General features: G+C 32.0%; 22 protein-coding genes. All 22 read left to right on the forward strand.

What is annotated here, in order from left to right; translation table 11 throughout:
• The first annotated feature begins 91 nt into the window (after positions 1–91).
• On the forward strand, positions 92–1,396 hold the full coding sequence (locus tag EGT49_RS08040; protein WP_167849802.1) for an AAA family ATPase: 1,305 nt from the start codon (positions 92–94) through the stop codon (positions 1,394–1,396).
• Positions 1,397–1,401: 5 nt separating this feature from the next.
• Positions 1,402–1,986, forward strand: coding sequence for a hypothetical protein (locus EGT49_RS08045; RefSeq protein ID WP_135373257.1), 585 nt, complete (start codon positions 1,402–1,404; stop codon positions 1,984–1,986).
• A gap of 163 nt (positions 1,987–2,149) precedes the next feature.
• Positions 2,150–2,473, forward strand: a complete 324-nt coding sequence (locus tag EGT49_RS08050) for a toxin-antitoxin system HicB family antitoxin (RefSeq protein WP_135373259.1) — start codon at positions 2,150–2,152, stop codon at positions 2,471–2,473.
• A gap of 15 nt (positions 2,474–2,488) precedes the next feature.
• Positions 2,489–3,307, forward strand: a complete 819-nt coding sequence (locus EGT49_RS08055; protein ID WP_135373261.1) for an SPFH domain-containing protein — start codon at positions 2,489–2,491, stop codon at positions 3,305–3,307.
• Positions 3,308–3,881: 574 nt separating this feature from the next.
• Positions 3,882–4,418, forward strand: a complete 537-nt coding sequence (locus tag EGT49_RS08060; protein WP_135373263.1) for a phenolic acid decarboxylase — start codon at positions 3,882–3,884, stop codon at positions 4,416–4,418.
• A 44-nt stretch (positions 4,419–4,462) separates the two neighbouring features.
• Positions 4,463–4,981 (forward strand): PadR family transcriptional regulator, encoded by a 519-nt coding sequence (locus EGT49_RS08065; protein WP_135373265.1) that lies wholly within the window; start codon positions 4,463–4,465, stop codon positions 4,979–4,981.
• 512 nt (positions 4,982–5,493) lie between these two features.
• Positions 5,494–6,270, forward strand: coding sequence for a YveK family protein (locus EGT49_RS08070; protein WP_135373267.1), 777 nt, complete (start codon positions 5,494–5,496; stop codon positions 6,268–6,270).
• A 4-nt stretch (positions 6,271–6,274) separates the two neighbouring features.
• Positions 6,275–7,030, forward strand: a complete 756-nt coding sequence (locus tag EGT49_RS08075) for a CpsD/CapB family tyrosine-protein kinase (protein WP_135373269.1) — start codon at positions 6,275–6,277, stop codon at positions 7,028–7,030.
• On the forward strand, positions 7,027–7,809 hold the full coding sequence (locus EGT49_RS08080) for a tyrosine-protein phosphatase (protein ID WP_135373271.1): 783 nt from the start codon (positions 7,027–7,029) through the stop codon (positions 7,807–7,809). Before EGT49_RS08075 ends, EGT49_RS08080 begins: the two co-directional genes overlap by 4 nt.
• A 36-nt stretch (positions 7,810–7,845) precedes the next feature.
• Positions 7,846–8,514, forward strand: coding sequence for a sugar transferase (locus EGT49_RS08085; RefSeq protein WP_135373273.1), 669 nt, complete (start codon positions 7,846–7,848; stop codon positions 8,512–8,514).
• A gap of 97 nt (positions 8,515–8,611) precedes the next feature.
• Positions 8,612–9,061: a PssD/Cps14F family polysaccharide biosynthesis glycosyltransferase gene (gene pssD, locus EGT49_RS08090; protein WP_135373297.1), complete on the forward strand. Its 450-nt coding sequence runs from the start codon at positions 8,612–8,614 to the stop codon at positions 9,059–9,061.
• 9 nt (positions 9,062–9,070) lie between these two features.
• On the forward strand, positions 9,071–9,568 hold the full coding sequence (locus EGT49_RS08095) for a glycosyltransferase (RefSeq protein WP_135373275.1): 498 nt from the start codon (positions 9,071–9,073) through the stop codon (positions 9,566–9,568).
• 19 nt (positions 9,569–9,587) lie between these two features.
• Positions 9,588–10,016, forward strand: a complete 429-nt coding sequence (locus EGT49_RS08100; RefSeq protein WP_135373277.1) for an FAD synthase family protein — start codon at positions 9,588–9,590, stop codon at positions 10,014–10,016.
• 9 nt (positions 10,017–10,025) lie between these two features.
• Positions 10,026–11,183, forward strand: coding sequence for a CDP-glycerol glycerophosphotransferase family protein (locus tag EGT49_RS08105; protein WP_135373279.1), 1,158 nt, complete (start codon positions 10,026–10,028; stop codon positions 11,181–11,183).
• Between the two features lie 23 nt (positions 11,184–11,206).
• The gene (locus tag EGT49_RS08110; protein ID WP_135373281.1) at positions 11,207–12,331 is read left to right on the forward strand and encodes a glycosyltransferase; all 1,125 of its coding nucleotides are present in this window, start codon (positions 11,207–11,209) and stop codon (positions 12,329–12,331) included.
• Between the two features lie 23 nt (positions 12,332–12,354).
• Complete coding sequence (locus EGT49_RS08115; protein WP_135373283.1) at positions 12,355–13,515, forward strand: O-antigen ligase family protein; 1,161 nt, start codon at positions 12,355–12,357, stop codon at positions 13,513–13,515.
• A complete protein-coding gene (locus tag EGT49_RS08120) occupies positions 13,512–14,039 on the forward strand; it encodes an acyltransferase (protein ID WP_135373285.1) in 528 nt (175 codons plus the stop codon). Before EGT49_RS08115 ends, EGT49_RS08120 begins: the two co-directional genes overlap by 4 nt.
• Positions 14,040–14,063: 24 nt before the next feature.
• Positions 14,064–15,005 carry a glycosyltransferase family 2 protein gene (locus EGT49_RS08125; RefSeq protein ID WP_167849803.1) on the forward strand — a complete coding sequence of 314 codons (942 nt, stop codon included), beginning with the start codon at positions 14,064–14,066 and terminating at the stop codon, positions 15,003–15,005.
• Between the two features lie 36 nt (positions 15,006–15,041).
• Positions 15,042–16,157: a polysaccharide pyruvyl transferase family protein gene (locus EGT49_RS08130; RefSeq protein WP_135373289.1), complete on the forward strand. Its 1,116-nt coding sequence runs from the start codon at positions 15,042–15,044 to the stop codon at positions 16,155–16,157.
• A gap of 25 nt (positions 16,158–16,182) precedes the next feature.
• Entirely contained in the window at positions 16,183–17,562 is a 1,380-nt protein-coding gene (locus EGT49_RS08135) for a lipopolysaccharide biosynthesis protein (RefSeq protein ID WP_167849804.1), read from the forward strand.
• A 31-nt stretch (positions 17,563–17,593) separates the two neighbouring features.
• A complete protein-coding gene (locus EGT49_RS08140; protein ID WP_135373293.1) occupies positions 17,594–18,583 on the forward strand; it encodes a nitroreductase family protein in 990 nt (329 codons plus the stop codon).
• Between the two features lie 64 nt (positions 18,584–18,647).
• Entirely contained in the window at positions 18,648–19,742 is a 1,095-nt protein-coding gene (locus EGT49_RS08145) for an LCP family glycopolymer transferase (RefSeq protein WP_135373295.1), read from the forward strand.
• The last annotated feature ends 210 nt before the right edge of the window (positions 19,743–19,952 follow it).

Below are 19,952 nucleotides of genomic sequence, written 5' to 3' on the forward strand. Positions count from 1 at the left end.
TTAAATTAATGAAAAAAAGCAATAATAATGATATTATTACCTCAAGATAGTATAAATGCATACAATTTGAATGAAAAAGAGGCATTTTGATATGATTAGAGGAATGATACTAGAAAATTATAAGTCTTTTGGGAAATTAGATTTGAATTTGCAAAAGGGTGGTGAACCTAAATCTGTTGTTGCAATTTATGGGGAAAATGGTTCAGGAAAATCAAATATTATTTCTGTCTTTAAGAATTTGATTTTGTCATTTCAGACATTAAATAATCAGGATCGACTGCTCGACTTTCAAAGTAATATCCCAAAAAACAATTTGGTAGATAAAACTAGTTTATTAGAAGTTTTTGAAGATAGTTATATGCTTGATACAACTGATGATATGAGGGTGAAAATCAATTTTCAGGTGAATGATAGTGATGGGTATTATGAATTGATTTTTAAAAAAGTTGATGGTAAGCCATATCTTTATTCAGAAGAACTTTATTATTTGATAAAAAAAGCTAGTGGGACAGTATTCAAAATCAAAGGTACAAAGAATGGGCCCAATCAAATTGAATTTAGTCCATCTTTATTTGCTAATACAAAATTTAGAGATTTGGCTCAAGATATGGTGAATAGGTTGTGGGGGAAACATAGTTTTCTAGCAATTTTTAACAATTTGATTGAAAAAAGTAATAAAGAATACGTAGAAAGTAATGTTTCAGCAAATTTTTTAAATTTAATACGTACTTTTAATACAGTGGCTTTTAGAGGGGACGATTCAACAGGAGTTAACACATTTAATGGTTTGCTACCAGATATGATCAAAGGAACCTTGAATAAAAATCAATCTGATGAATTGATAACCACCACTTCTAATGCTTTGAATAAGTATCTTGTCCCCTTGTACAGCGATTTGATGGAGGTTTATTATCAAACTGAAAGAACTGAGGAAGGTATTCATTATGAATTGTTTGAACGAAAACGAATGGGTGGTAGAGTTCTGAACCTTCCATTTAGATTAGAGTCACATGGAACTAAGGAGCTATTGAAATTATTTCCGTTGTTTTTAAATGCTGTAAACGGGAAAACAGTCGTAATTGATGAGATTGATCAAGGAATACATGATTTGTTAGTTGATACTTTAGTCGATAATTTAAAAGATGACATTGAAGGACAACTGATTTTCACAACGCATGATACAGAAGTAATGAAGGAACTAGATGTTTCAGCGTTGTACGTTATTCAAATCGATATTAACGGTAATAAAAAGGTAGAAACGTTATCAAAAAATAATAAAAGAAATATTGCTGCACACAACAATATCCAAAAGAAATATTTGGAAGGTTATTTTGCAGGAATACCATATTCGTCAGAGGTTGATTTTTACGATATTTTAAATGATCTAGAGGTATAAAGTTTATGGGGCGAGGGACCTGTGCTATTGTTATCTGTCATGGATTATCAGAATATAAGTTGGTTAGTACCATAAAATCAAAATTAAGATTAAATATAGAAATCTTTGCTAGAGAAAAAGGGAGAACCAGTATTCAAATTGATGGGTTACCTGAAATATTTAATAATGGAGTATTCCGTAATGTAAAAACATTAACGAGGAGATATGATAATATCAACAGTCATAAAAAGAATCTGATTGATTGTAGAATATTTACCATTATGGATGTAGATGACTGTAGGGATGTATCTATCAGAAATAATTATTTAAATGGAAATGTATCTGGTCTTGGAAGACATGAGTTGAAGGAATTCATTACGCCTATTTATTTTAGAGAAAATTTAGAAGATGTTCTAAACGATATTAAATTTCCCTTTGTTGCAAAGAATAATCGGGATAAACATCAGTATGTAAAAGTATTTGGTCCAGAGAGCAATCTCCTAGCAGATGAACAAAGCATCACAGATCTTTGTATAAAAATGAAAAAATCAGAAAGAACCAATTTTGATTCGTTCATAGAATATTGTTTTAATCATACCTTAAGGTTTTAAAAGTATTTTTCTTATCTATATCACTCAAAAGTAAAACAGCATCTATTCAGTACACAGACTGGAATAGGTGCTGTTATTTTTGTCTACTAAATTATTAGAACAAAACCTACCATTCGTATATCAAAGTGATATCACAATGATATAAAAATGATATAATAGAACCATGGCAGATAAAACGATTGCATTAAGATTAGACAAAGATTTATACGACCGGATAGCAGAGGATGCCAGCCGTGACAATCGCAGCATCAACAACTATATCGTCACCAAATTAAGCGAAGCAGTCCCAACCAATAACCTCGAGCAACGCCAAATCGTCGGATCTATCGTGAAGGGGGATAAGATCAACATGGCAAATGATCTGATCGAAGTCAAAGGAATCTACTATCGCTATGACCTGTTGGCAAACGATGCTGTCAATGGCACCAGAAATTACCAAGTCATCAAAGCCAACGGCAATATCCTCACCATCCAAGAAATAAAATAAGAAGAAGGCGCAAAAATGTTTGGATTTAAAGTAGTACGTCAAAATCATGTCGGCTTAGTCGAGACCCTCGGAAAATACCGTCGCGAAGTCAGAGCTGGCCTAAGTTTTTATGTTCCAATTTTTCAGAAAGTCAGAATCGTGGACCTGGCAATGATACCGCTAGCCCTACAAGGTTATTCCGTTATTACCAAAGATAACGCCGAGGTACAAACCAACGTCACTTTAAATTATCACGTCACAGACGCCAGAAAATTCGAATACGAAAACAGCAATTCCGTCGAATCAATGGTCCAATTAGTCCGTGGACACTTACGAGACATCATCGGTAAGATCGACTTGAACGAAGCCCTAGGCTCAACCTCAAAAATCAACGCCGATTTAGCCTTTGCCATCGGAGATTTAACCAACACTTACGGCATCAAAGTCGACCGTGTCAATATTGACGAACTAAAACCATCAGCTTCAATCACCGAATCAATGGAGAAACAAATCCGAGCTGACCGTGAAAAGACTGCCGCTATCGCTAAAGCCAACGGTGAAGCTAGAAGTATTGAAATCGAAACCAAAGCTAAAAATGACGCTACTGTTTCTACAGCTAAAGCAGAAGCAGCCGCCACAATTGCCAGAGCTGATGCCAAAGCCTACGAAATCAAGAAACTAAACGAAATGTTAGCCTCAGCCGATAACAAATACTTCACCGCCCAACAAATCCAAGCCTTCGCTAACTTAGCCGATTCACCAACAAATACCGTGGTCATGGATAAAGATTCAATCGGTAAGTTCTCCGAAATACCAGTTACAGCACAAGTGATGAATCAGATGAGCAATAAATAATTAAATAAAACTTATATCAAACAAGAATAAACCATTAAGGCCAATCCAATTGCGAAACGCAAGGCCATCCATTATAATATGGATGTAACCGAAAAGAGACCACAGGAGGGGATTTCCTGTGATCTCAATCATGACATCGAATAGTTTTGGTGATGGGCTAATCCTTTGGATTAGCCTTTTTGAATATCCAATAGGCAATCGCATAAAGAATCAATGCAACACCCACTTGGACTAAGAACTCTGAGAGCTCATTCAAGATTCACCGCCACGCATCCTTTCACTCATAGTTAACCCTCCATTTCACCAAAGTTTACCGAGGGGGTACAACCATTCGCTTATGAAAGCCACTAAGCCAATAGAGTTAGTCACTCTCCAAAAACATGACTATACTTTGATTATAATAAGCTTTATAGCGTATCACTATTCGAATTCAGTATATTACCAAATAGATTTCCTTATAAAAGATCAATCACAGATTGGTCTTTTTTCTATGTCAAAAATAAAATCCTTGACCGTATGTCAATATCGACATATACTATTTATTGTCGATAACGACACAAGGAGATGCTAAAACATGGAAAAAACATTTAAAACTTTAGAAGACTTTTTAGGGACACACTTTATTTACACTTACGATAACGGCTGGGAATATGAATGGTACGCCAAAAACGACCACACCGTTGACTACCGCATTCACGGTGGCATGGTTGGTGGCCGCTGGGTGACTGATCAAGAAGCTAACATCGTCATGTTGACAGAAGGCATCTACAAAATTTCTTGGACTGAACCAACCGGAACCGACGTGGCACTCGATTTTATGCCTAACGAGAAGAAACTCCATGGAACCATCTTCTTCCCAAAGTGGGTTGAGGAACATCCAGAAATAACTGTCACATATCAAAATGAACATATTGATTTAATGGAAGAGTCACGCGAAAAATACGAAACTTATCCAAAACTAGTTGTCCCAGAATTTGCTAACATCACATACATGGGCGCTGCTGGACAAGACAACGAAGACGTTATCAGTGAAGCACCATATGCAGGGATGCCTGACGATATAAGAAATGGTAAATATTTCGATAAAGACTATAAACGTGTCAACAAATAGCTTAAAATAAAGCAGTATAACGTATATTATTTTTTGGAGGAATTATGCCTAAGAGACGGATACTGCCGTACGTATTGCTCGGCTTGATAAATAATAAGGGGAAATTGTCAGGGTACCAGATCAGCCAAGAATTCAAAAATGAAGTTGGCGAATTTTGGCATGCCTCACATAGCCAGATCTATCCCGAACTAGCCCGCATGAAAACTGACGGTTGGCTAACTGATGAAGACGATGGCAAATCGACTTACTATTTGATAACCAAACTGGGTCAATCCACTTTACGAGCTTGGTTGGCAGAACCATTGAATGACGACAATCTATTTTCTCTAAAACTGTACTTTATCCGTGATCAAAAAGATCCTTTGATGGAGCACTTACTCACTCAAGAACTCGCAATTAATCAGGACAAATACGCACATTTAAAAAAGCGCCTGGAAACAGTCTTCTTTAATGAGGCACAAATCAACGAAAATTACGGCCACTATTTGATTTTGACACGGGCTATCGAACGCGAAAAAAATCACATTGCTTGGCTCCAGAATAATTTAAAAGGACTTGTCTAGTACAGGTCTTTTTTGCTTGGAAAGATTAGTGAACTATTATAGGAATACTAATAATAGCAAGAAACACGACCAAATTAATGAAGATTTTCACGAGGAATTGTCGAATCGTATGTCATTGTTCATGTTATTTGTAGTGCATAAAGCATTTTTAGAGTACAGCATAATTTGCTATTTTATAAGATGTGGATTTTGGAACAAGCAAAATATCCGTCGAGGCAATAGAGCCATCACGTATATCTGATTTAGGGGAAGAGATGAGACTTTTTCGAAAATTTGTCTGATTCAAATTAAAAATTCGTATATAGCAATTAAAAATGCAAAAAGTTAGAATTAAACTCCGAGTAAAAGTGCTAAATACTTGATTTTTTCGAGTAAACGTTACCAAAATGCTAAATTTTTCAAGATTTATTGTTCCAAAAGAACAAGTGGACTATACTTTTTATACATGCTTTAATAAGCTGGGATTTTTATGTATATAATTTATAATAATTTTTATATATTCGGAGGACGAAGTGGAATCAGAACAAACTATTAGTATGATGCAAATTGTCGGCATCCTACGCAAACATATAAAAGCAATTTTGGGGACAACAATCGTTGCGACATTAGCCGCAGCGTTTCTTACTTTCTTTGTAATGACGCCGAAGTACAGCGCTACCACACAAATTTTGGTAAATCGTAAATTATCAGATAATCAACAAGCAGCACAACTTCAACAAACTCAAGCCGATGTGCAAATGATTAGTACATATAAGGATATTATTACTAGTCCTACCGTTTTAAAAGATGTTAATAAGGAAGTTAAGGCTTATCCAGGGTATCCAGGATCTATGAATGCTTTAAAAGATTCTTTATCTATCAGTAATTCACAAAATTCTCAAGTTTTCTCTGTTTCAGCAAAATCAACCGATGCGGGTACGGCTTCAGCTATAGCAAATTTAACAGCTAAAGTATTTAAGAAAAAAGTTGGGAAAATAATGAGTATCGATAATGTTTCAATTGTTTCTGAAGCAATGACAAATACGAAGCCCGTTAGTCCTAGAAAGACTTTAAATATATTGGCCGGTATTGTTATTGGTATTGTTCTTGGTATAGGATTAGCATTTATCCGTGAATTAACAGATAGGACCGTTACAAGTGAGACATTCTTAACAGATGATTTAGGACTAACTGCTTTAGGTACAGTAACAGAAATTGATCAAAAAGATATTGAAAGAACTGTTGAACACAAGAAATTTCAATCTAAATTGAATAATCATAATTCAGCAAGAAATCATAGAAGGGTTTAGGAACATGGGATTATTTAAAAAGAAGACAACTAAGTTAGGTAATTATAGTTTGAAACATGGTGTCGGTTTGATCACTTACGATGATCCTACTAGTACTATTGCCGAACAATTCAATACAATTAGGACTAATATTCAATTTTCATCAGTTGATAAGAAATTAAATTCTATTTTGTTTACTTCTTCCGCACCTTCAGAGGGTAAATCAACGGTAAGTAATAATGTTGCAGTAACTTGGGCCAAACAAGGAGAAAAAGTTGTCTTAGTTGATGCTGATCTTCGTCGTCCTACAATTCATAAAACATTCAACGTTAGCAATCGTGTCGGCTTATCAAGTTACTTATTGGGGAATGCATCATTTGAAGATGTTATTCAACCTACAATGGTTGAAAACCTATATGTAATTACTAGTGGGCCAATTCCACCAAACCCATCAGAACTTTTGGGTAGTATGAGAACTAAAGATTTGATTACTCGTCTTGAAGATAAATTTGGACTATTGATTATGGATGCTCCACCTGTAAATACTGTTACCGATGCGCAAGTTCTTTCAGCACAAATTGATGGGGTTGTTTTAGTCGTACCACAAGGAATCGCTGAAAAAGCTGGAGTTGCTCATGCTAAAAAATTATTAGATACAGTTCACGCTAATATTTTAGGTGTAATTATGAATCGTGTTACAAAACAAAAGTCACAAGGCTATTATGGTGGATACTATGGTGGTTATTATGGAGGATACTATGGAGCTGATAAAGAGAAATGAAATTAATTGATTTGCATTGCCATATATTGCCAGGCGTTGATGATGGTTCCAAAGATATGCAGATGTCATTAGATTTGGCTAGGGCAGCTGTAGATCAAGGAATTACTAACAGTCTGGTTACTCCGCATCATATGGATGGAGAGTACACTAACCACAAAAAGGATGTGATTAGAAAAACTGATGAGTTTCAACAAGCTTTAGATAGTGAGGGAATACCGCTAACAGTATTTGCTAGTCAAGAGGTCCATCTAACTGGTGAATTAATGGATGCAATTGCTCAAGACGATGTTTTATTTATGGATGAAAGTAATAGGTATCTTTTACTGGAATTACCGCATAGTGGAATTCCAGAATATACAGCAGATATGATTTTTGATTTAACGACAAGAGGAATCACTCCAGTAATTGCTCATCCAGAAAGAAATCATGGATTTCAAGAAGATCCAGATAAGATTTATGATTTTGTAAAAATGGGATGTTTAACTCAATTGACGAGTAGCAGTTATTTAGGGATTTTTGGTAAACATGTTCAAAAATTGACCGAAAATATAATTAAAGCAAATTTGGGATTTGTTTTTTCATCTGATACCCACAATTTTAAGGGACGTAGATATTTGATGAGAGAGGCCTTTGATAAATTAGAAAAAGAAGAGGGACCCGAGAGAGCTGATCTATATAAAATGAATGCTAAAAACATTATTAATGGTGATGATATTGAGGAATTAAATATAAAGAGAATAAATAGTTTGATTAAGCAAAGAAGATTCTGGTTCTTTTAGATTATTAGAGTCTTCTTTGTCAAGGGGGGGAAAGTAATGGAATATTTTGAACAGAAAAAAGAAAGCACTTCCATTGGTTTTAAACATCAAAAGAAACGATATTGTTATCTAGCAATTAAAAGAATATTTGATTTTATAGCTAGTCTTCTAGGATTGGTAATATTGTCACCTGTTTTTTTGATTGTATCTGTAGCAATAAAGGTTGAGAATCCTACTGGACCGGTTTTTTATTCACAACTGCGCTTGGGGAAAAATCAAAAGTCATTTAAAATGTTTAAGTTCCGCTCTATGATAGTTGATGCGGATAAACATCTGAAGGAGTTATTAGATAATAATGAAATAGATGGTGCGATGTTTAAGATGAAAGATGATCCTAGAGTTACAAAAGTTGGAAAATTCATTAGAAAATATAGTATAGATGAACTTCCACAGTTATTAAACGTACTGATTGGTGATATGAGTCTTGTTGGGCCAAGACCACCCTTACCAAGAGAAGTTGAGGAGTATTCTAAGCATGACAAACAAAGACTCTTAGTTAAACCGGGCTGCACTGGTTTGTGGCAGGTCAGTGGACGAAATTCAGTTGGATTCAGCGAGATGGTAGAATTGGATATCAAATATATAAATATGAGAAGCATAATGCTTGATCTATTAATTTTATTTAAAACCATACTTGTTTTTATAAAACCTAATGCAGCTTATTAATTTAAGAAATGTTATTTTTAAATTGAAGGACCGCTGGTCAAGAAATCAGAATTTAATTTTTTTATGAATATGTATTTAAAAGGAAGGGTATTTGTATATGAAAGTATGTATGGTTGGATCTAGTGGTGGACATTTAACACACCTTATGATGTTGAAACCATTTCTAGAGGGAAAAGAACGTTTTTGGGTTACTTTTGATAAAGAGGATGCCAGAAGTCAGTTGTCTGAAGAGAAAGTTTACAATTGCTTTTTTCCCACTAATAGAAGTATTAAAGCATTAATAAAGAATACTATTCTAGCAATAAAAATAATTAGAAAAGAGCGTCCGGATCTAATAGTCTCATCTGGTGCAGCGGTGGCCGTACCTTTTTTTTATGTCGGTAAAGTATATGGAGCTAAACTCGTTTATATAGAGGTTTTTGATAGAATAAATAAATCAACGATTACTGGAAAAATGGTTTACCCAATTACAGATTTATTTATAGTTGAATGGGAGGAAATGAAGAGGGTTTATCGAAAAGCAATTAATTTAGGAAGTATTTTTTAGGTGATAATTATGATTTTTGTAACCGTAGGAACGCACGAGCAACCATTTGATCGTTTGATTAAAGAGATAGATATGTTAGTTAAGAATAGAATAATAGAAGAAAAGGTTATTATACAGCGAGGGTATTCAAATTATATTCCCAAGTACTGTGTTTCAGAAAAGTTCTTAAGTCATAGGGATATTTCAAAAGATGTATCTGACGCTAGAATTGTTATCACACATGGTGGGCCATCGAGTTTTATAATGCCACTTCAAATGCATAAAATTCCAATTGTAGTGCCAAGGCTGAGTAAGTTTAATGAACATGTTAATAACCATCAATTAGAATTTGTTAGATTGGTTGCTGAAAGAAAAAAGAATATTCTTGTAGTCGAGGATATTAAGGATTTAGGAAAGATTATAGAGAACTATAATAATGAAGTTAACCATTTAGATAAAGATTTGAACAGTAATAATTTTGAGTTTAATAAAAGATTACAAGAATTAGTTGACGGATTATTTAGATAATCTCTAGAGGGATGTTAAAATGAAGAAATTTAAAAAAGGATATACACAAGGCGTATTTGATATGTTTCATATCGGACATTTGAATTTGATCAATAATGCAAAGGAACAATGTGATGAATTAATTGTTGGGGTTAATTCAGATAGGCTTGTTAAAGAATATAAGGGTAAAGTACCAGTGGTCTCTCAGGACAATAGAAAAAAAATCGTCGAGAATGTTAAAGCGGTTGATAAAGCTGTTATTGCTGAAACACTCGATAAACTTGAACAGTTAGATAAATATGGGTTTGATGCAATCTTTATTGGAGATGATTGGAAAGGGAATGAAAGATGGACACAAACTGTCTCAGATTTATCAAAGAAGAATGTTCAGGTTATTTTTTTACCAAGAACGAAGGGCGTTAGTTCAACTGGTATGAGAGTTGTAAAAGATGAAAGAATAAGTGAGTAGGTTAATTAAATGATAAAGAATGTGTTTTTAAAAAATTTATTAATCAATTCTGTTTTTAAATTATTTTCAAATGCTAATCAAGTGATTCCCAAGAATAACCACCAAATTTTAATATATTCGGATTTAGGTTTTCGTGATAATGTTAAATACTTATATGATTATTTAATTTCAGAAAAATATAATGATTATTACAAAATCATTTGTTCTGTAAAAGGTCATGAGAAATTTGTCGCTAGTGCTCCGAAAAATGTAAAATTTGTTAATCCATTTGAAGGTATTAAGTATTACTTTCAATCAGGACATGTTTTTTATTGCTTTGGTAAATTACCCATTAGAATTGGAAAAAAGCAAAATGTTATTCAAATGTGGCACGGTACATCTTTTAAGGGTTTCGCAACAAATATGACAAATACAAGTTCAAAAGCAGATCAATTTTATTCTTATGTATATAGTAGTTCTGATTATTTTCAACCTATTGTGAAGAAAAAATTTAATTGTAGTGATGAAAAAATTATAGTTTGTGGGCATCCAAGGACAGATGTTTTTTACCAAAAGAATCCAAAATATGATTTAGGTGAATTTAAGAAAATTATTATGTGGATGCCAACTTTTAGAAAATCTAAATTTTTAGGTCAAAATGATGGATTTCAACAAAATGTTGTTCCGTTTTTAAAAGATGATGAATTGAAACGATTTGATAAGTATTTATCAGATATCGATGTTAAGGTAATTGTTAAGCTTCATCCAATGCAAGATATAAAAAGGATAAATACGTCTAGTTTTCATAATTTGATATTGATGACAAATGACTATTTTGAATCAAAAGGATATGATCTTTATCGTTTTTTGAAATGTACAGATGCGTTAATTACTGATTATTCTTCAGTTTTTTATGATTATCTCCTTTTGAACAGACCTATCGGCTTTACCGAAGACGATGTGGATGAATATAAAAATAGTAGGGGATTTGCAGTTGATCCCGAGAAATTTCGTCCAGGTATGAAAATAAAATCAATTAATGATTTAAAAAAATTTATTGAAAATGTAGTCGCCAATAATGATGAGTTTGAAAATTCTAGGGTTAAAATTAATAACCTATCAAATAGATTTCAAGATGGTCATAATTGTCAGCGGACATTAGAAATATCAGGCATACATAAAAGCTAATTGTGTATGAAAAGAGGAAAATAATGATACGAGTAATGCAAATTAATTTGGGGGAATCGTATGGTGGTGTGTCATCAATGCTTTTTAATCTGTATGCTGAAATGGATCATAGTAAGGTGACATTCGATTTTGTAGCCCCTAAGTGTACATCATTTCGGAGTAAAGAAAAAGAAATAGAGAAAATGAATGGTAGGATTATTGAATTAAAAACCGAAGGAAATCTTTTTAAAAGAAAAATAGAGTTTTTTTTTCGACTCAGTCGTCTAATAAAGTCGATGAGGTATAAAATAGTACATATTAATTCAGGTTCCACATTGTTTAATGTTCAGGTGGCTTTGATTGCAAAGATATGTGGTGTAAAAAGAATAATAGTCCATTCTCATAATGCGGGAAATGATAGTGGATTGAAAAGATTTTTAATGAAAGTCTCTAAACCTTTATTAGAAATGTCGGCGACAGATTTTTTTGCATGTTCAAATAAGGCAGCTAGATATATGTTTTTGAACCGTCGTTATAGAGAAAAGAATTTTGTATTAATTAAAAATGCCGTGGATATAAATAAATTTAAATTTTCTAATACTGATAGAAATATTTATCGAAAGAGATATGGCTTAAATGGTAAAAAAGTAATACTTCATGTTGGACGTTTTTCAAATCAAAAGAATCATTCTTTTTTAGTTGATATTTTTGACTATTTAAACAAAATGAACGATGATACGAGACTGGTATTAGTTGGTGTTGGAGAGTTACAGGAGGATATTATAAAAAAAGTGAATTTACTGGGATTATCCTCTAAAGTTTTGTTTATGAATTTACGTAGTGATATAAATCATCTTATGAGTATGAGTGATGTGCTTGTTCTTCCATCTTTTTATGAAGGCTTACCAGTGGTTGGCATTGAAGCCCAAGCATCTGGACTGAATTGTGTTTTTGCAGATACTATAACTGATGAGGTCAATTTGACAGAATATAATAAGTTTATCTCATTGAGTGCGTCGTTGGATGTTTGGAGTAAGAGCATTACAGAATTATCGGAGATCAAGATGGATTTAGTAAATAGATTAGAAAAGTCGAAAATAGTAGAGGAAAATGGATATTCAATTTCTTCAGTTTCAAAGAAACTCGAAAAGTTTTACTTGAATACTTAATAAATTCTAAAAAGGGAGAAAATATGATAATTAGTAAAGCCACTTTAAAAAATAGACTATTTGTAGCTTTGATGATTTTGCCTTTTTTGGAACCGGAGATATTTAATTTTTATCCCAAAATCCATATTGCATTTTTTGCTTTTGAATTTTTAAATATGTTGTTATTATTGATCATGTTTTTATATAAGAAGCAATTTTCAGTATATTTGTTTTTAATAATAATTTGGCGTATTTATTTAATGGTTGTGACGTATATAAGTAGCGGATATTTAAGTAATGCTGTAATTAGTAGAACAGTCATGATTATAGGAATAGTTTTAGTAATTGATATAGGTTTTAGTAGGTCTTATGTTGATACATTATGGGGTATTTACCTTATTATGATAACTTTATCTATAATTAATTTGATTACATGTATTATGGGAGGCTTAATTCAAAGAAATGGAATTCCTTATTATTTATTTGGTTTGCGTACAAGGTTTACTGATAGTGCAATTCCAATTATGATTGTTTCGATTCTGATCTCTTGGATATCAAAAAAAAAGCTTTTCTCGTTTATAAGCTATTTTTCTTTAGTTGTAGTCGGTTTGCAGTTAATTAATCAATGGGTCGCAACCGGAATATTTGTCATAGTTGCATTAGTTGCTTTCATCCTTATTGGAAAGAATTACAATTTTCGATATCCTGCAATAACTTCTACTTTATTAAGTTTTTTCTTTTTAGTTTCAGTTGTCTTTTTTAGGATACAGAATTATTTTTCATTTATAATCGAAAATATATTGAATAAATCGTTGGATCTACATGGAAGAATTGACATTTGGAATGATGCCATATCCATCATTTCCCTGAGGAAGTGGTTTGGTTACGGAGAAATTGGAGATGGTGGTTTTATCCCAGTTTGGTGGTCTTATAAATTAGCTCCAGCGCATGATATGCTATTGCAAGTATTACATGATGGTGGTCTGATTTCTTGTGTAATTCTGTTAATTATACTTATGTATGCTGTAAATCAGACCAAGCATAGTAATGTAATAATAGCTAATATTCTTGTTTCTGGAATGATTGCTTTAATTATTTCAGTTTTAACGGAAATAACATATTATTATTCATATTTTTATATTGTACCTGTACTGTGTGCATATTCTGTTTATATTAAATCCAGTAAGAGTGGTGTAAATGAATGAAAAGGAAATTAAAATATCTATATTCGATAATTCGGTTTTCTTATTTTAGGATTAGGTTTCATAATAAATTTGAGATCGAACCATCTCAAAGAAAATGGGAATCGCCAATTAGTATCAGTATTAAATCTAAAGGAAAAATAAAAATAGGTCGAGATAATAATGTAAGAGGATATCTTAGCTTGATTTCAAAAAAAGGAAATATTGAAATAGGAAATAATAATTTTTTTAATAGAAACGTTAGTATAACATCTTTGGAGAGAATTTTAATAGGGGATAATTGCAAGTTTGCAAATAACATTGTGATTGTCGATCATGATCATGATTATCGGAATGGAAACAATGGATATATATGTAGACAAGTAAGTATCGGTGATAATGTGTGGATAGGAGCTAATGCTGTAATTACAAAGGGAGTTTCAATAGGTAATAATGCAGTGGTGGCTGCAGGTGCAGTGGTAGTAGATGATATTGCTGAAAACACAGTAGTGGCTGGTGTTCCAGCTACAGCTGTATTAAAATTTTAAAGAATATTTTTGGGAGTAAAAAAATTGTTTGGACTAGCTTCAATTATTATACCTGTTTATAACGGGAGTCATTACTTGGATTCATTGATGTTAATGTTAGAGAAACAAACATATTCAAAAATAGAGGTATTGATTATAGATGATGGCTCATCGGATAATACCTGGCAGAAGTTAACTACCTACACAAGTAGAAATTTTAACTTAAGAATCTTTAAGCAAAAAGAAAACAAGGGAGTTTCAGCGGCAAGAAATAAAGGCATCGAAAATGCTGCTGGGACTTTTCTTTTTTTTATAGACGCTGATGACTTAATAGAAAATGATTATGTTTATAAGATGATTAAAATTATTTGTGAAAAAAATGTACAATTTTTAACTTGTGGATATACGGAATTTTCCGGTGGTCAAGATACCTTTGTACGTTCAGAATGTTCAGTTAGTAGCGATTTGAACCAAGCTATGTCATTAGTATTAAAACATCATGGTATTTGTTCTGCCTTATGGAATAAGGTTTTCCTTAGTTCTGTGGTACAAAGAAATGATTTGAAGTTTGATGAAAGTATATACATAGGAGAAGATATGCTTTTTATAGCGTTATATCTGAGTAATGTAGAATCTTGGTGCGAGATTGCGGATGTACTATATCATTACAGAATAAATAATGATGGTGTAATGCAGAATTATAAAATATCAAACGAATTTAATAAAAATTGGATATCAGAATGGAAGGCAGTAAACATAGCAGAAGCAAAGGTACTTAAGTCGACAAGTAAATTTAATTCAGATGTATTTCTTCATAAAAAAATGAAGATTACTTTAAAACTTGTTGGACGAATCAAAAAATATAATTATTATACAAAAGATAGTAAGGAAATTATTAAGTATCTTAGAAAAAATATTTTATTACTTTTAACAAATAGAAGTTTTTCCTTTAAGGAGAAAGTGAAAGCTTTGTTTTTGTACCTATAAGGAGAAAGTAAACTTCTAACTGGAAGGAAAATTCTAATGAGGATAGCAATAGATACAATTGTAGATTATTCTAATTATGGGAATAGATTACAGAATTATGCGTTACAGAAGGTTCTAGAAAATCAGGGACATGAGGTAATAACCCTTAAGAATTATACTCATATAGTAAATAAAGAGCCCAGAGTAAAAAGAATAAAAAGGTTACTTGCGGAAGGTGGTTTACTAAAAAAAGGGTATAAAAAGATTATTAGGAAAGCCTCAAAAGCAAAGCAGTCAAAGAGGCTTAATTCTTTGAGAGAAGAGAATTTTAAAAAATTTACAGAAAAATATATACATGAATCTGATTTTGTTTTAAATCAAAATACAAAAGTTTTTGATTTTGATAGGGATATTGATTGTTATGTAGTGGGAAGTGATCAAGTTTGGAATTATAATTTTACCAGATTTTCATCATTTGATTTTATTTCTTTTAGTAAAAAACCAAAAATTAGTTATGCTGCATCCTTTGGAGTTGATAGCGTACCTGATAATCTTTTAAATATATATAGAAAAGGACTAAACAGTTTTAATTACATATCCGTAAGAGAAAAAGTAGGCAAAAATTTGGTTGAAGAGATATCCGGTCAAAAAGCTACTATAGTTTTAGACCCAACTCTTCTTTTAGATAAAAGTGAATGGATGAAATTAATAACCAACAAAAAATTATATTCAAAAAAATTTATTCTAGTATATTTTCTTGGAAAACCAAATAAATTTGAGAGACAATACATAACTGATTTTGCAAAAATAGAAGGTTACGAGGTTAAAACACTAATGACATATTCGGATGTGAATTTATGGAAGGCAGATCCTAGTGAATTCATTAATCTATTTAGTCAAGCAGAAGCTGTTTTTACTGATTCATTTCATGCTTGTGTTTTTTCAATTATTTTTGAAAAATATTTTGAGGTGTTTAATCGAAATTATACAGGTCCGTCAATGAATTCAAGGTTGGACACATTGTTTGATGATTTAAACCTCGGATCCCGTTGGTATGATGGCAAAATAAAAGAAACAGTTATCGATTACGTATCTGTAAAGAAAAAGCTGGATAAAAGAAAACGTGAATCGATTGAATTTTTAAATGATTCATTAAATGGACTTGAATTTTAATGTTTTATTATTTTTAGGAGATTCTATGAATAGATATAAAAAACTTTTTTCAAATTCGGCTATATTTGCTATAGGTAATTTAGGTAGTAAGATAATTACTTTTTTAATGGTACCGTTATATACCAGATATTTAACAACTTCTCAGTATGGAAAATCTGATGTGTTATCTACTCTTGTGAGTTTATTAACTCCTGTGTTCACATTATCCGTTATTGATGCAGTTTTTAGATTTGCTTTGGATAAAAAATCAGAAAATGGGTATGTTCTAACGGGAGGAATAGTTGTTAGTTCTATTAGTCTTTTAATATTTATAGTAATTATTCCATTTATTAGTAAAATCAATTATGGGGTTTATGTTTGTGTTCTCACTTACGCAAGTGCTGTTGAATCAATGTTTCAACAATTTGCACGAGGAATAGGGAAATCTAAGCTATATGCGGCTACCGGAATTTTAATGACACTAGTTACTGTTCTCAGTAATATACTATTAATAGTTGTAATGGGTTGGAGACTTTCTGGATATTTAGCCTCAATGCTAATTGCTCAAATAGTTGGTATTATTTTTCTATTTATATCATTAAGTGCCTGGAAATATATAAAACTTAAGAATATTAATAGACAATTGATTTTAAAAATGCTGGTTTATAGTATTCCGTTGATACCAAACGCAATTTCTTGGTGGCTTAGTAATTCGGCAAATAAAATTTTTATAATAATATTATTGGGTTCTTCGGCAAACGGTATCTACGCGGTAGCTAATAAAATCCCTTCTTTAATTTCAGTTTTTTATTCAATTTTTACTCAAGCTTGGCAGATTTCGGCAGTTGAGGAATTTAAGAGTAAAGATGCTGGAGAATTTTTTAGTATAGTATTAAATGCTACGATAAGTATACTTTTTATTGGAGTATCAATACTTACCATGTTTTCAAAATTGTTTACTCATATTTTAGCCACTTCTTCGTATTATTCTGCTTGGAGAATAGTTCCGTGGTTATCGCTGGCTGTTTTATATTCATGTATATCTTCATTCTTAGGGACTGTTTATACTACTTCTATGAAAACTGGACAGTTACTATCAACAACCATAGTCGGAGCGACGGTTAATGTAATAGCAAATTTGATTCTTATACCACTCGTAGGAGTAGTTGGAGCGGGTATAGGAGCCATGATGTCCTTTATGGTAGTTTCCATTTTGAGATTAAGGGGGAGCCGAAGGTTTGTTCATATTCTTATAAAATGGAAAATAATATTATTTTCTCAAATGTTCATTTTTTTTGAGATATTTGTGATGTATGTTTATAAAAGTCGCTTTTCAATGGTAATGGCTCTTTTAATAGTCATAGTTATTAGTTTTATAAATTCTAAAGAGTTTGTCCCTGTGATTAAAAGATTTTTAAATAAGTGATAATTTTAAAATAAGATAAAGGAGTGTAGTAATGTCTATAAAGAAAGAAATGAAAAAAATTTTACCAAGTGTTATTGTTAAAGAAATAAAGAAAATGAATAAAAGAAGATTTCTTTATAAGAATTATTTGAACGATTTAAATGGTTATTCCAAATACTCCGGAATGTGGGAACGAAGTGATGAAAAACAGATCAAAGCTAAACTGATTTTTTATTCTCATGCGATAGAAAAAGGATTGAGTCATCCCAATTTTAGAGTTAGGTTTGGCAAAAGAGCACTAAATAATCTATTTCATTATTTAAGTAAGTATAACGAATTAAATTATAATTTGAATTCAATGGAATACTTGAATGCCATTTCTGTTTTAAAGGCATATGATGATAAACATAAAAATTTAAATGTTCCTATGCCAAAGTTTCATAAAAAGTTTGATAGATTTAAGTATGACAGTGCTCCAGATGTTGCAGGTAGTGATGTTTTATACTTGAACAAAAAAAATATGTCGTTTTCAGAGTTGATTTTTGAACGACATAGTGTAAGAGAATTTGATGATTCAAATGTTGATCTATCAAAAGTGAAAAATTCAGTAGAAATGGCAATAAGAACTCCTTCTGTCTGCAATAGACAGCCTTGGAAAGTTTATCTAACTAATGATTCTAAAAGAATAAAAAAGTTACTAGAATTGCAAGGCGGGTTCAAAGGTTACACCATTCCTCCAGTTTTGTCTTTGGTAACTGTGGACCTATCTAGTTTTATATCTGTGACTGAAAGAAATGAGCCATTTGTTGATGGTGGAATGTTTGTTATGTCATTTCTATATGCCCTAACTGATAATGGCCTTGCTTCATGTACTTTAAATACTATGAGGCCTGTACCTGTTTTGGATGAGATAAAAAGTATAATGGGTATCTCCAGTTCAGAGGTGTTAATAAGCTTTATAGCGATTGGTAATTATAAAAAAGAATATAGAGTTGCTAAATCACATAGGAAAAATATTAATGATATTATGATAACTGACTGATTTTACTAATTAAACGTTACTATGATTCTCAAAGTTTATATATTAATTTGAGGGAGAGTTTGTTATGAATGGCAATAAAAGAAAAAAGAAACATGTCTTAAGAAATGTCTTTTTATCCGTTATTCTATTGATTATATTGGGGGGAGCCGCATATGGAATGTCACGTTATCGTGGTGTGAAAGATTCTGTTAATAGTTCTTTTAAGCCATCTGGTGTAACTAAAGAACGTGATGTAAGTGATGCTCTAAAGAATAAGAAACCTATTTCTATTTTATTAATGGGGACAGATACCGGTGCCTTAGGACGTGATTATAAAGGTCGTACTGATAGTATGATGGTTATCACTTTGAATCCTAAGAATCAAAAGACAACTGTAACAAGTATTCCTCGTGATACAGCTGTTAATATTCCTGGGTACAAATCAGTTTCACCAGCAAAAATTAATGCAGCATACTCATATGGTCAAACAAAGACAGCAATTAATACTGTTCAAAAACTTTTGAATGTTCCAATCGATTTCTATGCACTTATTAATATGGGTGGAATGGAAAAAGTTATTAATAAAGTCGGTGGAGTAGATGTTACTCCTACATTGAGTTTTACCTATGAAGGGTACAGTTTCAAAAAAGGCGAAAAGACTCATATGAATGGTAAAAAAGCCTTAGCTTATTCTCGTATGCGTTATGATGATCCAAAGGGTGATTATGGTCGTCAAACTCGTCAAAGAGAAGTTCTTACTTCATTGGTACATAAAAGTACTTCAATCTCGACATTATTGAATCAAAGTTTCATCAATTCATTATCTGATCAAACGCAAACAGATTTAACCTTTGATGAATTGACAGCACTTGCTAAGGATTATAATTCTGTAAGAAAGCATACTTCTGAAACACATCTACAAGGTGAAAGTAAGGAAGTTGCCAAACAAAGTATGGAAGTAATGAAGAAGTCAGAATTACAACGTGTTACTGATTTTATTCGTGAGAATCTTGATTTATCTAAAGCTAAGACTGGTACTATCGCATATGATCCAGCCACCGAAAGTTCTAAGACAAATCAAACTGCTGAAGATATCAATAATATTGGTTCTCAATCTAACTCTAGCTCTTCAAACGGAACTGGTTCTGGTAATAGTGGTTATTCAAATTCTGGATATTGATTTATAAAGAGATATGTCACCTTTGACATATCTCTTTATTTTTCAAATTTACAAAAAAATCGGGAAAAACCTGAATTAAAGAAAAATGAATTGTAAGCAGTAAATAACCGACCGTATTCTCTCGGTCCACAATAAGCGATATGATTACCTCATCAAAATAAATGGTGAGGTATTTTTAATGGACGAAAAGCCGGATATTGTAAAAGTTCA

Source organism: Companilactobacillus suantsaicola, from assembly GCF_004745525.1.
Classification (GTDB): domain Bacteria; phylum Bacillota; class Bacilli; order Lactobacillales; family Lactobacillaceae; genus Companilactobacillus; species Companilactobacillus suantsaicola.

What these genes read in the sequence shown, in the direction of transcription:
- EGT49_RS08040 (WP_167849802.1), top strand. Translation starts at nt 92, where the DNA reads ATGATTAGAGGAATGATACTAGAAAATTATAAGTCTTTTGGGAAATTA.
- EGT49_RS08045 (WP_135373257.1), top strand. Translation starts at nt 1,402, where the DNA reads ATGGGGCGAGGGACCTGTGCTATTGTTATCTGTCATGGATTATCAGAA.
- EGT49_RS08050 (WP_135373259.1), top strand. Translation starts at nt 2,150, where the DNA reads ATGGCAGATAAAACGATTGCATTAAGATTAGACAAAGATTTATACGAC.
- EGT49_RS08055 (WP_135373261.1), top strand. Translation starts at nt 2,489, where the DNA reads ATGTTTGGATTTAAAGTAGTACGTCAAAATCATGTCGGCTTAGTCGAG.
- EGT49_RS08060 (WP_135373263.1), top strand. Translation starts at nt 3,882, where the DNA reads ATGGAAAAAACATTTAAAACTTTAGAAGACTTTTTAGGGACACACTTT.
- EGT49_RS08065 (WP_135373265.1), top strand. Translation starts at nt 4,463, where the DNA reads ATGCCTAAGAGACGGATACTGCCGTACGTATTGCTCGGCTTGATAAAT.
- EGT49_RS08075 (WP_135373269.1), top strand. Translation starts at nt 6,275, where the DNA reads ATGGGATTATTTAAAAAGAAGACAACTAAGTTAGGTAATTATAGTTTG.
- EGT49_RS08080 (WP_135373271.1), top strand. Translation starts at nt 7,027, where the DNA reads ATGAAATTAATTGATTTGCATTGCCATATATTGCCAGGCGTTGATGAT.
- EGT49_RS08085 (WP_135373273.1), top strand. Translation starts at nt 7,846, where the DNA reads ATGGAATATTTTGAACAGAAAAAAGAAAGCACTTCCATTGGTTTTAAA.
- pssD (WP_135373297.1), top strand. Translation starts at nt 8,612, where the DNA reads ATGAAAGTATGTATGGTTGGATCTAGTGGTGGACATTTAACACACCTT.
- EGT49_RS08095 (WP_135373275.1), top strand. Translation starts at nt 9,071, where the DNA reads ATGATTTTTGTAACCGTAGGAACGCACGAGCAACCATTTGATCGTTTG.
- EGT49_RS08100 (WP_135373277.1), top strand. Translation starts at nt 9,588, where the DNA reads ATGAAGAAATTTAAAAAAGGATATACACAAGGCGTATTTGATATGTTT.
- EGT49_RS08105 (WP_135373279.1), top strand. Translation starts at nt 10,026, where the DNA reads ATGATAAAGAATGTGTTTTTAAAAAATTTATTAATCAATTCTGTTTTT.
- EGT49_RS08110 (WP_135373281.1), top strand. Translation starts at nt 11,207, where the DNA reads ATGATACGAGTAATGCAAATTAATTTGGGGGAATCGTATGGTGGTGTG.
- EGT49_RS08115 (WP_135373283.1), top strand. Translation starts at nt 12,355, where the DNA reads ATGATAATTAGTAAAGCCACTTTAAAAAATAGACTATTTGTAGCTTTG.
- EGT49_RS08120 (WP_135373285.1), top strand. Translation starts at nt 13,512, where the DNA reads ATGAAAAGGAAATTAAAATATCTATATTCGATAATTCGGTTTTCTTAT.
- EGT49_RS08130 (WP_135373289.1), top strand. Translation starts at nt 15,042, where the DNA reads ATGAGGATAGCAATAGATACAATTGTAGATTATTCTAATTATGGGAAT.
- EGT49_RS08135 (WP_167849804.1), top strand. Translation starts at nt 16,183, where the DNA reads ATGAATAGATATAAAAAACTTTTTTCAAATTCGGCTATATTTGCTATA.
- EGT49_RS08140 (WP_135373293.1), top strand. Translation starts at nt 17,594, where the DNA reads ATGTCTATAAAGAAAGAAATGAAAAAAATTTTACCAAGTGTTATTGTT.
- EGT49_RS08145 (WP_135373295.1), top strand. Translation starts at nt 18,648, where the DNA reads ATGAATGGCAATAAAAGAAAAAAGAAACATGTCTTAAGAAATGTCTTT.